The organism is Catenulispora yoronensis, from assembly GCF_039531695.1.
GTDB classification, from domain to species: domain Bacteria; phylum Actinomycetota; class Actinomycetes; order Streptomycetales; family Catenulisporaceae; genus Catenulispora; species Catenulispora yoronensis.
This window is the reverse complement of record NZ_BAAAQN010000007.1, coordinates 215,544-229,997: the sequence shown is the minus strand read 5'-3', so window position 1 is coordinate 229,997 and position 14,454 is coordinate 215,544. Positions and strand designations below refer to the sequence as shown.

Below are 14,454 nucleotides of genomic sequence, written 5' to 3'. Positions count from 1 at the left end.
CTGTCGAGGATGGCGTCAGCGGGTTGTGGCCGCTGGCGCTGTTCTTGATTATTAACAGCGGTCATCAACAACAGTGCAGCAGATCCGCCAGCCGTTCCTGCACCGCCTTCGTCACCGCCGCGTCCACCTGAACGGTCAGGTCATGCCGGTTGCTCAGGTTGGCCAGCATGGCGCGCAGGTCGAGATCGTTGATCGTGCGGCGCAGGATGTCGTCGGTCGTCAGGGTTTTGTCGATGAGCGAGTCCGGGATGGCGCGGATCGCGGTCTTGCGGAAGCCGCTGAGGTTCGAGGCGTCGACCGCCTCGCGAGCGAGCTGTGATGCTCGCGGCAGTTGGCCCGCGGCCTTCAGACTGTCGACGGCGGTGAGCAGGCCGCTTCGCAATGCATTGATCTGCGCGTCGGTGTGGGTGCCGGGCTCGGCGAGCAGCAGCGCGAATTCCTCACGGGACATGCCGATCTGGCAGGCGGCGGCGTCCAGGCCGGTCAGGACGAGCTGCTCGGTCAGGCCGTCGATTCCCGTCGACACCGAGGTGGCCGGTGGCGCGATACAGGAGTTGGCCGGGCGGAGCGGGCTGTAGCGGCCGCCGCCGTGGGCGATCTGGACGGTCAGCACCCCGCCGACCAGCACGGCGGCCAACGCGGGCAGCGCTCCCGCTCGCAGGCGGGTCACGGCGCTCACTGCGCGCTCCGTCGACGCAGCGTGATCAAGGACAGCAGTGCAGCGACGGCGAGTGCCGCGCCGACCAGGAAGGCGTTGCGGAACGCGTGAGTGGCTGCCTTCTGGAGCTGAAGGTTGAGGTCGCGCTCAAGCTCCGCCGCGACAGGCTTCTCCGCGGGGGAGAAGCTCAGCTTCTCGAAGGCCGGGTCCAGGTCGGGCACCCGGCCGCTTTGCTGCTTCAGCTGATCGGCCAGTCCGCGAGCGATCGAGATCTTGTCCTCGGGTGTCAGCGGGGCGTTCAGCACCAGCGCGGTGATGGCGTTCTTCGCGGGCGGCTGGGCGCTCCGTAGATCCGCGGTGAAGACCGGCGTGAGGATCGCGAGGCCCAGGACCACTCCCGCGTGCCGGGCCGCGATGGTCCAGCCGCCGTGCAGCGAATACGGCATGCGGCCGTCCATCGCTCGCAGGGTCAGCGGATCCAGCGTCAGCCCGAGCCCGAGTCCGACGAGCGCCTGGGGAGCGATCGTCCATGCGAGATCCGCCGACGGCAGCAGCGCCAACCCGGTCAGGCCGCCCGCGATGAGCAGGCACCCGGACGTCGTCTCGGCCAGCGGCCCCGCGCGCAGCGTCCGGACCAGAGGCCGGCTGAAGAGGGCCGCGAGCGGGATCGCTGAGACCGTGAGGGCCGCGACCGCCGGAGACCGACGCCAGCCGTCGACCAGGAGCAGCACGAACAGGAACAACGCCGCCGTCAGCGCCGCCGAGAGCAGCGCCAAGGCGATGTTCGGCTGGATCAGTACGCGATGCCTCGGCGGATCGTCGGCGACACTCTGCACGCTTTTGCGGTGCGTGACGAGCGCGGCGGGAATGGCCAGAACCGCGATCGGCACTTGGACGATGAAGATCGAGCGCCAAGAGAACGCATCGGTGAGCAGCCCACCGGCCATCGGCCCGATAGCGGTCCCGAACACACCGGCGGCGATCCACCATGCCGTCCCGCGCCGCTCGGTCAGCTCCGCGACCAGCAACTGAAGACTGCCGACGACCGCGAACGCGCCGCCCACCGCCTGCACCGACCGGGCAATGATCAGAACGTCCAGGGAACCGGCCACCGCGCACAACGCCGAAGCCCCGGCGAACACCGCGATGCCGATCGCGCACAAGACGGCCGCGTTGTGTCCTTTGTAGAACCACGCGGCGGGCCGGGCGACCACGGCCAGAACGAGGTTGAACGCGATCAGCACCCAGGCGACCTGCCCCACCGTGGTGTGGAGGCGCTCCAGGATCTCCGGCAGGGCGAGCGTGACCACCGCCGAGTCGGCCAGCACGCACCCCACGGTCAACGCGAGCAGTGCCGCCGCCGCCCGGCGCACCTAGAACACCAGCTTGGTGTCGGCCAGCCTCGATCGGACGTTAGCCACCTGTCATTTGTAGCGCCTCCGGTCGCGCGCCGTCGAATCGGATGCGGCGTGAGTGACTACCGTAGGTAGCATGGCGGACGATCGTTCTTATCGAATCGACTTCCTCATGCGGCATGAACGCCTTACTGAAGCGCAGGCCCGACAGCGCGTGGCCGACGAGCGGCGATGGCGCGACCCGGGGCCGCCGACCCCGGCAAGGGTGGTCATCGCATTCCATCCGTTCCACGAACGTTCACCCGAGTTCGCCGCGATCGCCGGACACCACCCGGCGACCTGGGAGGCGATCTGGACGGACGCCACCGAAGGCGGGGAACCGAACATGGCGCACATCCGTGGCAGGTTCGAATCGCACGATGAAAGCCCGCGGGAAGCGATCGACTGGGCTGTGGAACGCTGCGACAACGTGTGGATCAGTGCCCTCGGTACAGCCGCCGCGGTCCCGCTTGAGGAGTACCTCGCCGGAAGCTGAAACACAGCGGGGCAGCCGAACCGGCTGCCCCGCTGTGTCCGTGCTGTACCACCGTGCCCTTGATCAGATCAGGTAGCGGTTCCAGTACGCCGGGCCGCATTCTTCGCCTGCGTAGCGCGGCTCGGCTGCGTCGCACGCCCCGTCTGCGCCCCACGCCCGGTCTGCGTAGTACGCGGCGCGCCCGTGCCCGTCCCGGTCCCCGTACCCGTGCCCGTGCGAGCGCTGCGCCCGCGCCGCGTGCGGCCCCGGCCGGCCGGCCCGGTGTGCCGAGGGCGCTCGATCACCGGATCCGGGATCGTGACCGCTATCCCGGTGGGAACACGGGCTCCCGTGATGTCGGCGAGCTCCGTGCCGCCGGAGTGGACGTGAGCCGTGCGCGGGCTGATGCCCGCCGCGGTCATCATGCGGGTCATGTCGCGGCGCTGGGTCGGCAGCACCAGGGTGACGACCGTGCCGGCCTGGCCGGCCCGGGCGGTGCGGCCGCCGCGGTGCAGGTAGTCCTTGTGGTCGTTGGGCGGGTCGACGTTGACGACCAGGTCCAGACCCTCGATGTGGATGCCGCGGGCCGCCACGTTGGTCGCGATCAGCGCGGTGACCTGGCCGTTGCGGAACTGCTCCAGGGTGCGGGTGCGCTGCGGCTGGGACTTCCCGCCGTGCAGCGCGGCCGCCCGCACGCCGTCGGCCAGCAGGTTCCGCACCAGGCGGTCTGCGCCGTGGCGGGTGTCGGTGAACATGATCACGCCGCCCTCGCGGGAGGCGATGTGCGCGACGGTGGCGCTCTTGTCGTCGACCTGCACGTGCAGCAGGTGGTGCTCCATGGTGCTGATCGTGGCCGCCGAGGGGTCCACGGAGTGCGTGACCGGATCGGTGAGGAACCGGCGCACCAGGCGGTCGACGTTGCGGTCCAGCGTCGCGGAGAACAGCATGGTCTGCCCGCCCGGCGCGACCTGGTCCAGGAGCTCGGTGACCTGGGGCAGGAAGCCCATGTCGGCCATCTGGTCGGCCTCGTCCAGGACGGTGACGCAGACCTGGGCCAGGTCGCAGTCGCCGCGTTCGATCAGGTCCTTCAGCCGGCCCGGGGTGGCGACGACGATCTCCGCGCCGTTCCGGAGCGCGTGGGCCTGGCGGCTGATGGACATCCCGCCGACGACGGCCGCCAGCCGGAGCCGGAGCGCCCGGGCGTAGGGGGTGAGCGCGTCGGTCACCTGCTGCGCCAGCTCCCTGGTGGGGACCAGGATCAGCGCCGTGGGCCGGCAGGGCTCGGCCTTGCGCCCGGCGATCCGGGCCAGCACGGCCAGCCCGAAGGCGAGGGTCTTGCCCGAGCCGGTGCGGCCGCGGCCCAGCACGTCGCGTCCGGCCAGCGAGTCAGGCAGCGTATACGCCTGGATCGGGAACGGGGTGGTGACGCCCTGTTCGGTCAGCGCGGTCAGCAGCGCCGCCGGCATGTCGAGTTCGCTGAACGTGGCGACGGCGGGAAGCGCGGGTGTGGTGTTGTCCGGCGAAGCGAACTCCTCGGTCGCGGGCGGGCCCGACTGTCCGTTCGGGGCGCCGCCCCGGCGGTTGCCGCCGCGGAGACGGTGTCCGGCCCCGGCGCCCGCGCCGGATTGGCGCGAGCCGGTACCGGACTGGCGCGAGCCAGAGCCCGACTGGCGCGAGCCAGAACCGGACTGGCGGGAGCCAGAGCCGGCCTGCTGGCTGGAATCGCGCGCGAACGAGCGACTGGAACGAGTCATACGAAGCCTTCCTCAATGGGCGCGATCGAGGAAGCTCCGCGCCGCAGAAGACTGCGGGGAGCGACACGAACGAGCCGAAAAGCCGAGACGTGCAAACCGCGCGTCCGGCGCCGCTGTGATGACAACCAGCCCGGGAATCCGCACCGGGAAAACGAAGGGGCGCCTGGCAACTCTCATTTGTCAGACGCACACAAGTTCATGGGAACCATGACCGCAACAGTCACAACTGTAGCACTGCCGACTTAGGCCGGTGATATTTCCGTGATCGGACTTCGCGCCGCGCCCGCCGGCCGCGTGCGGCGGCCCGGCGCCCGGACCCGCCGCGGGGCCCGGCCGCCGGGCCGTACTCCCAGGTCAGGCGGCCGCGCGGAGCTTGGCGAGGGCCTCGGCGAGGATGATCTCCGCGTCGGCGTCACTGCGCCGTTCGCGGACGTAGGCCAGGTGGCTCTTGGAGGGGGCCTTGCGCGCCGAATCCGGGGGATTGTCCCGGTCCAGGCCGGCGGGACGGTCACAGCAATGACAGTCCCAGGTGGTGGGAACCTCCGCGGAGGCCGCGAAGATCGAGCTGGTCGAATGGCCGATAGCGCACCAGAAGGTCACCGCGATCCGTGTCACGGACTGGCCGCGTTCGTTGTCGCCCCTGGGCCCTGCGCCTATCCGTCTCCCGCGTATCGCGCTGCGCACCATGTCTTGGAGCCTCCTTTGCCGCGGTCGGCTCTGAGCTCATCTGAGCGAACCGTCCCGCTGTGTCGAACAGTACGCCCTCGCGACGGCGCGGATCAGGAAACCGCGGCCGCCTTCGGATCCGATCGGGCTGCTTCTCCGCCGAGCGATCAGGCTGCTTGTCCGCCGAGGTCGCGGAGCGCCGGGCCTTGGGCGAGGGGGCCCCCGGGAGTAGGGTGAGTCAACAGCCGAGGACATGTCGCACACCGGTATCCGAGTTGGTGTCGCCCTGGGTTCACGACCGATCTCTCATCGGATCAGACGGGCGGCTTCCGCTGTGTCGGAGCGCTACTTCCCCGCAGAACCCGGACCCGAAGCAGAACCGGAACACTTCGCCACGGATTGCCTGCCGCGCCTGGTCATCGAGCCCACCATGGCGGGAACCGGCTTGTTCGACGGGGCGTGGTGGCCCCGCTCGCACGACATCGAGACCGAGCTGCCCGACCTGATCACGGCGTTCGCCGCCCACGTGGGCCGGATCCGCCGGGTCGCCGTCGACATCGCGGCCTGGCTGGACACGCCCCGGCTGATCACCGTGAACGGCGACGTGGTCCGGATCGGCTGGCTGGCCGCCAGCCCGGGGACGATCAGCCTCAGCCTCGGCATCCTGGACCACCGGCTCCTGCTCGTCGTGCCGCCGGAGACGGACGCGTCCGCGGCGGCCGCGGCGATGGCGTGCGCCGCGACGACGGGGAACCGCACGCCCGCCGGCGAGCTGCTCGGTCCGGTCAGCTCGATCAGCCCGGTCAGCTCGGTCGGTCCGGTCAGCCCGGTCAGCTCGATCAGCTCGGATCGTTGACAGGTCGCTCCGGTCGGCAGCGGCCGGGGGAAGCGGATGGGATGGTCATGGAAGCTTCGGAATTGGCCGATCGGGTCTTCGACGTGGTCGGACCCGCGATCGGTGCGCGTGGCGCCGCGGCTCCGGCCCGCGACGAGCAGCAGTGGTCGGCCAGGAAAGTGGAATTCGGCCGCGTACTGCTTCAGGAGATCTACTGGCGGGACAAGAGCACGCCTTCGCTGGAAACCGCCGTGAACGACTATTCAGCCGGTGTGAAGAACCACGACGCCGCCTCCGTGCTCCGGCAGCAGATCAAGAAGATGCTGGAGTCCGACGCGGCGCTGGCCGACGAGGTGGGGCGCATGCTGCGAGCCCGGCCGGACGGGGACAGCGCGGAATCCGGCGCGGAAACCGGCACGGGAGCCGAAGCGGAGACCATCGAACTTTTCAAGCGCTGATCGGCTTCGCCTTTCTGTCGGCCGACTTCTGTCGACCGACTCATGTCGACCGACTCATGTCGACCGACTTCCGCCGACTGGTTTCTACCGACCGGTTTCTGCCGACCGGCGTTTTCTCACGGATCGCCTCCCCTCCATAAGGTATAATTCGGGTATCCGAGGAAGCGTTTTCTCACTAACATCCCTGCTGGTGTCGCCCCCTGGGTCATGACAGGTCCGCTCGCGGACCGGACGGGCGGCCTCCTATGGCGCTTCCCATCTCCTTCCCGCCGTCGTTGCAGACCGACGCTTCCGGTGTTCCGCTCCTGCCTCGCCTGCTGCTGGAGCCGGCGCTGCCGCAGAGCGGCATGTTCGACGGCGCCTGGTGGCCCCGCACCGACCAGATCCGGCTCGAACTGCCGGACCTGATCACGGCGCTGACCGCCCACCTGGGGCCCATCGTGCGGGTGGGGCTGGACACCGAGGCGTGGGACGACGTCCCCGACACCCTCGTCGTCAACGGCCGCATGATCCGGATCAGCTGGTTCCCGGGCACCGATCGGACCATCAGCCTCAGCCTCGGGCTGCAGAACCACTTCCTGCTCCTGGTGGTCCCGCCGAAGACCGACCCGCGGACGGCGCGAAGCGCGATGGCCGCCGCGGCGGCCCGTGACAACCACGCGACCGCCGCCGACCTGCTGGCGCCGTGACACGACGCCTCCGGAGCGGTGGGGGTGGCGGGCACGACGCCTCCGGCGGAGGATGAGGGTGCTGCTTTGAGACTCTTCGCGCCCGCCGGTCCGGCGGGCCGTCCCAGGGTGTGACGAATACTCGGTTTCCCGCTGAACGCGGATTCCTGGGACGGGTCGTGAATGTGGACGGTGTGTCAGTGCTCGGCGATGTCGCGGTCAGCCTCATCGAGCTGCAGACCCAGCTGATCGGCGCCGAGAGCGTCGACGGCTTCCTGACCGGCGTGGCGGCCCTGGCCGTGGCCCGGGTCGGCATCGGCCTGTCCTGCGGGATCACGCTGCGGCCCGTCGGGCTTCCGGCGGCCGCCGTGTCCACCGACTCGCTGGCCGCCGGGGTCGACGAGGTGCGATACGGCTTGGCGCACGGGCCCTGCCAGTACTCGATGCGGACCGGGACCCCGGTGCTGATCACCGACTCCGGCGCCGACGGCCGGTGGACCGGCTACCGGACCAGGGCGGCGGCCTGCGGGGTCAGGTCCTCGCTGTCGTTGCCGGTCGGCGCCGACGGCAGGGTGTTCGGCGTGGTCGGCCTGTATTCACGGCGCACGGGGACGTTCGACGCGGCCGTGATCGAGCGCGCGGCAGGCTTCGTCGGTATCGCGACCGGGGCGCTCGCCGCCACGGTCCGGATCGCCGAGCAGATCGGCCTGACCGCGCAACTGCGGAATGCGCTGGCCTCCCGGCCGGTGATCGACCAGGCCGTCGGCATCCTGATGGCCCAGCGGCGATGCCCGGCGGCGGAGGCGTTCGCCATCTTGAGCAAGTCGTCGCAGGACCGGAATGTCAAGGCTCGGATGGTCGCCGCCCGGATCGTCGCCGCCACCGGTGGTGCCGACGCCGCCGAGGCCTGGTTCGACCCGCCGGCGGCTCCCCGGGGGCGATGAGGGTCCTTGACCCGGGCTCGCCGTGCTTACCGCGCTTACCCGTGCCCACCGCGCCCACTGTGCTTTCCGTGCCCACCCCTGTGCGACCTGCTAAGGGGTTTGTGATGAGACCCTGAGGGCAGGGGCCAAGACGAAAGGCGGCCGGTCCGGAGGCGAGGCCTGCCGTACCCGGCCACGTCCGAAACCGGTGTCGAGATGCATCCGACCCCCAAACCCGCCTCGCCTCTCCCGGTCCAGCCCGATCTGGCTGCCGCCTACCTTCTGCCCTTCGATCGCACCGCTCCGCGGTTGGCGCGCTACGCGGCCGCCGACGTCCTGCGAAGCTGGGGCTTCGCCCCCAGCGACGAGGCGCTGCTGCTCGTCAACGAAGTGGTCGCCAACGCGCTGGTCCACGGCCGGGGCCCGATCCGGCTGCGCCTGATGTCCAACGGGCGGATCCTGCTGTGCGCGGTCGTCGACTCCAGCCCGCGGCTGCCTCGGCTGCCCGTCCCCGGCCCGGTCGGCGAGCACGGCCGGGGCCTGCGGATCGTCCGCGCCCTGGCGGCGACCTACGGCTGGCGCAGAATCCCGGCCGGGAAGATCGTCTGGTTCACCTACGTCCTCGTCCAGGCCACGCCCGAGGCGGAAAGGGTCTTCGAACTCGACGACGGCATTCTGCCGTCAGCGGTCCGGCGCTGACCGGAGTAGACTGTCCACGCGAGACCATTCATCGCAGCCGACCGAGTTTTTCGATTTGGTCTAGACCACACGCCGGTCCAGTAACCCGCTTCGCTGCCTTCACCTAGCGAGGCGATCACCTTGGCTGCCATCCCCTATGACGGTTTCGAACCGTTTCCCGGTCGTCCGCCGACCACCACGACGCCGCAGCACCGCCGGATCCAAGTCGCCGTGACGGCCTTGCTCGTCCTGGCGCCGTTCCTGGGGCTCGCCGCCGCGGTGTGGCTGTTCTGGGGACACGGCGTCGGTCTCACGGACCTGCTGCTCACCGGGTTCTTCTATTTCCTGACCGGCTTCGGCGTCACCGTCGGCTTCCACCGGCTGCTGACCCATCGGAGCTTCACCGCCAAGCCCGCGTTGCGGACCGCTCTGGCCCTCGCGGGCTCGATGAGTTTCCAGGGCGCGGTCATCAGCTGGGTCGCGACGCACCGGCGCCATCACGCGTTCACCGACCGGCCCGGCGATCCGCACTCGCCGTACCGGTACGGCACGGGCCCGGTGGGGCAGCTGCGCGGGCTGCTGCACGCCCACCTCGGCTGGTTGTTCGGCGACGACCCGACAGACGTCGGGCACTTCGCCCCCGACCTGCTCGCCGAACCGGTGATGTGCCGGGTCTCCCGAGCCTTCCCGGCGCTGTGCGTGCTGTCGCTGGCGCTGCCGGCGCTGGCCGGCTGGGCGCTCAGCGGGTTCAGCCTCGTGGCCGGCCTGACCGCGCTGATCTGGGCCGGCCTGGCCCGGGTCTTCCTGCTCCAGCACGTCACCTGGAGTGTCAATTCCCTGTGCCACCTGCTCGGCACCCGGCCGTTCACGACCCGCCGCCACGACCGGGCCACCAACCTGTGGCCGCTGGCCCTGCTGTCGATGGGCGAGAGCTGGCACAACACCCACCACTCGGATCCGACCTGCGCCCGGCACGGCGTCGACCGCGGCCAGATCGACCTGACCGCCGGCGTGATCCGTCTGTTCGAGCGGCTCGGCTGGGCGACCGACGTCCGCTGGCCGGACCCGCGACGTCTGGCGGAGCATCGGCGTCCGCTCCCGGATTCTGAGCCGCTTGCGAGTTCAGGCCCGCTTCCGAGTTCGGGCCCGCGCAGGTTTGATGCGGAGCCGGTGTCGGCGGACAGCGGGACCGCGCGTCGCGACCGCGTCAGCTGACACCGGTGCGCAGCAGTTCGGGCGCGGTCGTCGATCCCTCGGCGACCTCGCGCGCGGTGTCGGACAGGCGGGCGTTGTGGGCGCGGGAGTATTCGCGCAGCAGGGTGAACGCCGCCTCGACGGAGATCCCCTGACGTTCCGCGAGTATGCCTTTGGCCTGCTCGATGACGATGCGACTGTTCAAGGCGTTCTGCAATTGCGTGGCCTGCAACTCGGCCCGGTGCAGACCGCGCTGTGCCAGGATCCCGATGGTCGCCACGTCCGCCAGCGCCTGGCCGGTGTGCATGTTGTCGCCGGTCAGCACGCGGTTGTCGGTGCCGAACAGGTTCAAGGCGCCGATGACCGTCTCGCGCCGGCGCAGCGGCAGGGCGTGCACGGCCGCGAACCCCGAGGCCCGAGCCGCGTCGGCGAACCGCGGCCAGCGCTCGGTGTGGGCGTCCAGGTCCGCGTTGACCACGGGTCGGCCGCTACGGCAGCAGTCGACACAGGGTCCTGCGTCGCTTTGCAGCTCGAACAGCCCCACCAGCCGGGCGCTCTTGCTGGAGGCCGCCGCGGCGTGCAGGTGCCCGCGTTTGTCGATGAGCACTATGCCCGCGGCTTCCACGTCCAGGAACTGCACGCACCGATCGGCCAGCGTGTGCAGGAAGTCATTGACGTCGAAATCCTTGTCCAAGGTGTCGGCGACTTCGACGAACGTCTCGACGAGCTGTCGCTCGCGGGTCACGCTCATTCCTTCAAACTAGACCCGCCTGGAGGGCGGCGCTGGCTTGCCCACCATGTGGCCGGGGCCGGTTCGCAGCCGGCGTCGGCGAGGGCCGGCGCGCCTCGCCATCGGATTCCACCGGCGACCTCGTCAGGCCAGGTCGGCAGCGCCGCGCTCGAAGCCCGGCGACTGTTGAACGGGAGAATCAGTCCCGTGTCTTCAGCGGCCGCCGTGAAGCGGAGGCGAGTTGCTTCGCGAACCTACGGCGGTGCTGGAGGGCGGCTATGAGGGCGAGCGTGGACTCAGCTCCCTGGTTCTCGTTGCGCCCATTGCGTTCCAGGCCGTCGCAGCCGCCGCCGGTGTGCTCGTCGGTGAGGGCGAATCCGCTGTCGTTCTCGCCGAGGAACCATCCGACCGCGAGCGACACGCCCGCCGCCCAGCGCTCGTCGCCGGTCACGGCGTAGGCCCGCGCGCAGGCGTCGGCCATCGCCGCGGCCTCGATCGGCTGCTGGTCGAAGCCGGGCTGGGGATCGGAGTGGCCGTTCCCTCCGACGGGCGTGAGGGACAGGTGGCCGTCCACCGTCTCCTGCGTCAGCAGCCAGCCCAGCAGGGCGAGCCCGTGGTCCAGGCGCTGCTCGTCGTGCAGGAGGTGGCCGGCGGCGATCTGGACCTCGGCGAGAACGGCGTTCGCGTAGTCCAGCCGCTCCTCGGGCCAGGGCCAGGACAGGTTCCCGCTGGGGGCCTTGTCCAGATCGGCGGCGTCGGCCAGGAGCTTCGCGGCGATGTCGTGTCCCGGCATGACGGCCAGGATCTCCGCGGCGCCCAGGGCCGCGAAGGCTGTGCTGCGCACCCAGGGCGACCGCAGGGCCGCGCCGGATTCGAACATCGTCAACGCGGACTCGCGGATCCAGGATGTCGGTCCGCGGGCCGCGGCCGTTCCCAGGCCCCACAGGGCCCGTCCCCACCAGTCCCCGACGCCGGGCTCGTCGTGCCAGAGCCGGTCGTAGCCCAGCCGGTTGTGGAAGGCCCCCTCGGGGCTCTGCGCGTGGGCGACGAACGCCAGGTACGTCTCGGCCAGGGCCACCAGGGCGGCGTCCGGTTCCGGCTCGCGGCAGATGACCAGCAGGCCGCGCGCCACGTCGTCGAGGCAGTAGCCGTGTTCGCGGCGGGGCAGCGCGCCCCGGGCGTGCTCGAACAATCCGGTGTCGTCGCTGAGCCGCCGCAGGTGGGCGAACGAGGGCGCGGTCACGGCCCGCGGCTTGAGCGGCCGCACCGCGCTCACGCCGCGACCCCGGCGCGGGCTTCGAGCAGCGAGGTCGCCAGCGCCCGGTAGGAGGCGGCGACGGCGGTCCAGTCCAGGGCCGGGGCCAGCGAGCCGGCGGCGGCCTTCATCCCCGCGGCGACGGCGGGCTGAGTGAGGATCTTGCGAAGGGCCTGCGTCATGGCGGCCGTGTCGCCGTGGGGGACGAGCAGTCCCGCGCCGTCGGAGAGCAGCTCGACGGCGTGCGGGAACCGGGTGGCCACGATCGGGCGGCGCGCGGCGATGGCCTCGATCAGCACACCCGACGTCGCCTGCTCGGTCGATTCGTACGGCAGCAGCACGACATCGGCCATCCGGACAAGCGCCATCAGCGCCTCCGCGTTGCGGTACTCCGGCGCGAACTCGACATGGTCGGAGACGTCCAGCTCCTCGGCCCGGCGGTGCAGCAACTCGCGATAGGCCTCGCCTTCGCGTTCCAGAACCTTGGGGTGGGTCTGGCCCGCGATCAGGTACCGCGGCGCCGGATTCAGGTCGTCCAGCCCGGCGAACGCCTCGATCGCGCTCTCGATGCCCTTGCCCGGGCCGAGCAGGCCCCAGGTCAGCACCACCGGGGGCTTGGGCCGCGGGTCCGGCGGGGCGAACGGGTCGAACGAGGCCGGCGGGGCCAGGCGCTGGGCGGTCAGCGCGCCGTGCGGAATGACCGAGACTTTGGCGGAATCGACCAGGTACCCCTCCCGCAACCGGAACGCGGCGGTGTCCGACATGACGACGACAGCGTCCGCGGCGTCCGCGATCCGCTCCAGCAACTGGCGCTGCAACACCGAAGGAGCCGCCAGCACGGTGTGCAGTACGACGATCGTCGGAACCGTCACCTCGGCCAGCACGTCGAGCACCTCGGCCCCGTCCGGGCCGCCGTAGACGCCGTACTCGTGCTGCACGACAGCGACATCGAACCGGTTCAGCGTCGCGGCCGCGACAGCCGGACCGCCCGGCGCCCCGTTCACCAGATGCGCCACGACATTCGGATGGACGGCGGCCGGCAACCGGTCGACGACCCGGACCACTCCACCCCGGTCGGGGGAGCCCTGCTCGGTCAAGTGGCGCAACAGCGCGGCACTGAACGTCGCCAACCCGCAGTGAGTGGGCGGATAGGTACTAAGAAAGCCAAAAGTGGCCACAGCGAAGCCCTTACTACTCGGTGATCCACGAAACAGACGATCGAGCACGGCTGCGAAGACAAGCCCCTGCTCATCGCGAAACTCAAAGCGATCGCGACATCTGGGCGACCACGACCCTGACCGGGTACCAAAGCGCGAGGCATAAGGCCTCGCTGTGCCGGTGGGTTGTACCGCCACTGGACGGCGGTATCGACCTCCACTGTAGCAGCCGGCATGACGTCAGTCGGGGTGTCGGGGCCGTCGGAGGTGGTTCGTCGAGGCCGAACGAGGTCCCCGACGGCTGCCGGGGACCTCGTGACCGGGCTGGAAGACCTTGTCCCGGGCTACGCGCCGACGGTGTCCTCGTCCACCACGAACACCGGCTCGACCCTCAGCTCACTGATCCGCCAGCCGTCCGGCGTCCGGACGGCCTTGTCCCGCATCAGCCCGTAGCGCCGGGAGGTCGGCACGAGGCTTTCGGCGGTGCCGGTCAGAGCGGTGATGTAGGCGCGGATCGTTGCGGTGTCGCCGTCGACCTTGATCAGCACACTGCTGAACCGGTGGAGCAGGCGGGTGTGGTCCTTGTTGCCGGCCTCGATCTGGGCGATCAGGATGTCGCGGCCGGTTCCGGACCCGTTGCGGGTCGAGCCGGTGGCGTCCGGCGTCAGAACGTCGTTCAGGTCGTCGAAGGTGTGCTCGTCCAGGGCCCGACCCATGTGCAGCAGCAGGTCGTTCAGCTCGGCCCGGTCGGCCAGGGTCCGCAAGTCGTGGTTCATGAGGTGTCCTTTCGGAACTGATGATGAAAGGAACCATGCGGGGGTCGGCAGGGGGCGCGCAGCACTCCTGACCTGTCCTTGCGCAAAGTCGCAACGGTGTCCGCTCCGCATTGCCGCCGCCCGGTTTCCTGGGGCAGGATGCTGATCCACAGGGCGTGACGTCAGGGGGTGGCCGGCGATGTCCGAGGCGGCGTGGCTGAAATCACTGCGGGCCGGGCGCGGTGTGTGCCCGCTGTTCGGGGCCGACACCGTGGTGGCCCGGTTCGCCGAGGTCGTCTCCGTCGATCGCAGCGAGCGGCTGGTCATGGTCCCCGCGTCGGCCCAGCGCCCGGTGCTGGGGACGCTGCCGATGCCGCCGGACGTGCGGACGCGCTGGCTGGGGTCGGCCCCGTCCGGCCAGGACGTGCAGCTGATCGCCGCCGGCACCGAACATCGGATCCTGCCGGCCCTGCCGGTCAAGATGGTCATCATCGACCGCGCGATCGTCATGACGCCCATCGACCCGGAGGATCCGCTGAAAGGGGTCTGGCAGATCACCGCCAAGCCACTGGTGCGCGCCCTGGTCGACATGTACCAGCGGCTGTGGGGCCAGGCGGCCGAGCCGGTGCGATGGCCGGCGGGGCTGTCAGCCCGGGAACGCGCGGTCGTGACGCTGCTCGCCGAGGGCTGCACCGACCAGACGGTGGCCGAGCAGCTGGGCCTGAGCCGGCGCACCATCTCCTACACGGTCGCGGACCTGATGGAGAAGTACGGCGCGCGCAGCCGGTTCCACCTGGCGCTGTTGCTGGCCGGCGCGGACCTTCGACCGCCCCAGTCACACCAGTGACGACTTA

General features: G+C 70.5%; 16 protein-coding genes. 8 read left to right on the top strand and 8 right to left on the bottom strand.

Annotated features, from left to right (window positions below):
• Nucleotides 1–64 precede the first annotated feature (64 nt).
• Nucleotides 65–679: a hypothetical protein gene (locus ABD481_RS08965; protein WP_344665078.1), complete on the bottom strand. Its 615-nt coding sequence runs from the start codon at nucleotides 677–679 to the stop codon at nucleotides 65–67.
• The gene (locus ABD481_RS08960; protein WP_344665077.1) at nucleotides 676–2,031 is read right to left on the bottom strand and encodes an MFS transporter; all 1,356 of its coding nucleotides are present in this window, start codon (nucleotides 2,029–2,031) and stop codon (nucleotides 676–678) included. The genes ABD481_RS08965 and ABD481_RS08960 overlap by 4 nt, the downstream gene beginning before the upstream one ends.
• Before the next feature lie 118 nt (nucleotides 2,032–2,149).
• On the opposite strand from ABD481_RS08960, the gene ABD481_RS08955 reads away from it, so the two are divergent.
• Nucleotides 2,150–2,548 carry a hypothetical protein gene (locus tag ABD481_RS08955; RefSeq protein ID WP_344665076.1) on the top strand — a complete coding sequence of 133 codons (399 nt, stop codon included), beginning with the start codon at nucleotides 2,150–2,152 and terminating at the stop codon, nucleotides 2,546–2,548.
• 68 nt (nucleotides 2,549–2,616) lie between these two features.
• Here the strand turns inward: ABD481_RS08955 and ABD481_RS08950 are convergent, their stop codons facing one another.
• The gene (locus ABD481_RS08950) at nucleotides 2,617–4,281 is read right to left on the bottom strand and encodes a DEAD/DEAH box helicase (protein WP_344665075.1); all 1,665 of its coding nucleotides are present in this window, start codon (nucleotides 4,279–4,281) and stop codon (nucleotides 2,617–2,619) included.
• A gap of 354 nt (nucleotides 4,282–4,635) precedes the next feature.
• Complete coding sequence (locus ABD481_RS08945) at nucleotides 4,636–4,968, bottom strand: RNA polymerase-binding protein RbpA (protein ID WP_344665074.1); 333 nt, start codon at nucleotides 4,966–4,968, stop codon at nucleotides 4,636–4,638.
• Between the two features lie 232 nt (nucleotides 4,969–5,200).
• On the opposite strand from ABD481_RS08945, the gene ABD481_RS08940 reads away from it, so the two are divergent.
• The 6 genes from ABD481_RS08940 to ABD481_RS08915 all read left to right on the top strand — a co-directional run bounded on the left by ABD481_RS08940 (nucleotide 5,201) and on the right by ABD481_RS08915 (nucleotide 9,724).
• Nucleotides 5,201–5,803 (top strand): DUF5994 family protein, encoded by a 603-nt coding sequence (locus ABD481_RS08940; protein ID WP_344665073.1) that lies wholly within the window; start codon nucleotides 5,201–5,203, stop codon nucleotides 5,801–5,803.
• A gap of 47 nt (nucleotides 5,804–5,850) precedes the next feature.
• A complete protein-coding gene (locus tag ABD481_RS08935) occupies nucleotides 5,851–6,240 on the top strand; it encodes a hypothetical protein (RefSeq protein WP_344665072.1) in 390 nt (129 codons plus the stop codon).
• Nucleotides 6,241–6,485: 245 nt separating this feature from the next.
• Entirely contained in the window at nucleotides 6,486–6,929 is a 444-nt protein-coding gene (locus tag ABD481_RS08930) for a DUF5994 family protein (RefSeq protein WP_344665071.1), read from the top strand.
• Between the two features lie 158 nt (nucleotides 6,930–7,087).
• The gene (locus tag ABD481_RS08925) at nucleotides 7,088–7,852 is read left to right on the top strand and encodes a GAF and ANTAR domain-containing protein (protein ID WP_344665070.1); all 765 of its coding nucleotides are present in this window, start codon (nucleotides 7,088–7,090) and stop codon (nucleotides 7,850–7,852) included.
• A 195-nt stretch (nucleotides 7,853–8,047) separates the two neighbouring features.
• Entirely contained in the window at nucleotides 8,048–8,530 is a 483-nt protein-coding gene (locus tag ABD481_RS08920; RefSeq protein ID WP_344665069.1) for an ATP-binding protein, read from the top strand.
• A gap of 120 nt (nucleotides 8,531–8,650) precedes the next feature.
• The gene (locus tag ABD481_RS08915; RefSeq protein WP_344665068.1) at nucleotides 8,651–9,724 is read left to right on the top strand and encodes an acyl-CoA desaturase; all 1,074 of its coding nucleotides are present in this window, start codon (nucleotides 8,651–8,653) and stop codon (nucleotides 9,722–9,724) included.
• Here ABD481_RS08915 and ABD481_RS08910 read toward each other — a convergent pair.
• The 4 genes from ABD481_RS08910 to ABD481_RS08895 form a co-directional block, all read right to left on the bottom strand.
• A complete protein-coding gene (locus tag ABD481_RS08910; RefSeq protein ID WP_344665067.1) occupies nucleotides 9,717–10,454 on the bottom strand; it encodes a GAF and ANTAR domain-containing protein in 738 nt (245 codons plus the stop codon). The two genes, ABD481_RS08915 and ABD481_RS08910, sit on opposite strands and share 8 nt — an antisense overlap.
• A gap of 178 nt (nucleotides 10,455–10,632) precedes the next feature.
• Nucleotides 10,633–11,709: a glycosyltransferase gene (locus ABD481_RS08905; RefSeq protein ID WP_344665066.1), complete on the bottom strand. Its 1,077-nt coding sequence runs from the start codon at nucleotides 11,707–11,709 to the stop codon at nucleotides 10,633–10,635.
• A complete protein-coding gene (locus ABD481_RS08900; protein ID WP_344665065.1) occupies nucleotides 11,706–12,818 on the bottom strand; it encodes a glycosyltransferase in 1,113 nt (370 codons plus the stop codon). Before ABD481_RS08900 ends, ABD481_RS08905 begins: the two co-directional genes overlap by 4 nt.
• Nucleotides 12,819–13,189: 371 nt before the next feature.
• The gene (locus ABD481_RS08895) at nucleotides 13,190–13,621 is read right to left on the bottom strand and encodes a nuclear transport factor 2 family protein (RefSeq protein WP_344665064.1); all 432 of its coding nucleotides are present in this window, start codon (nucleotides 13,619–13,621) and stop codon (nucleotides 13,190–13,192) included.
• Between the two features lie 178 nt (nucleotides 13,622–13,799).
• On the opposite strand from ABD481_RS08895, the gene ABD481_RS08890 reads away from it, so the two are divergent.
• Nucleotides 13,800–14,447 carry a helix-turn-helix transcriptional regulator gene (locus tag ABD481_RS08890; RefSeq protein WP_344665063.1) on the top strand — a complete coding sequence of 216 codons (648 nt, stop codon included), beginning with the start codon at nucleotides 13,800–13,802 and terminating at the stop codon, nucleotides 14,445–14,447.
• The last annotated feature ends 7 nt before the right edge of the window (nucleotides 14,448–14,454 follow it).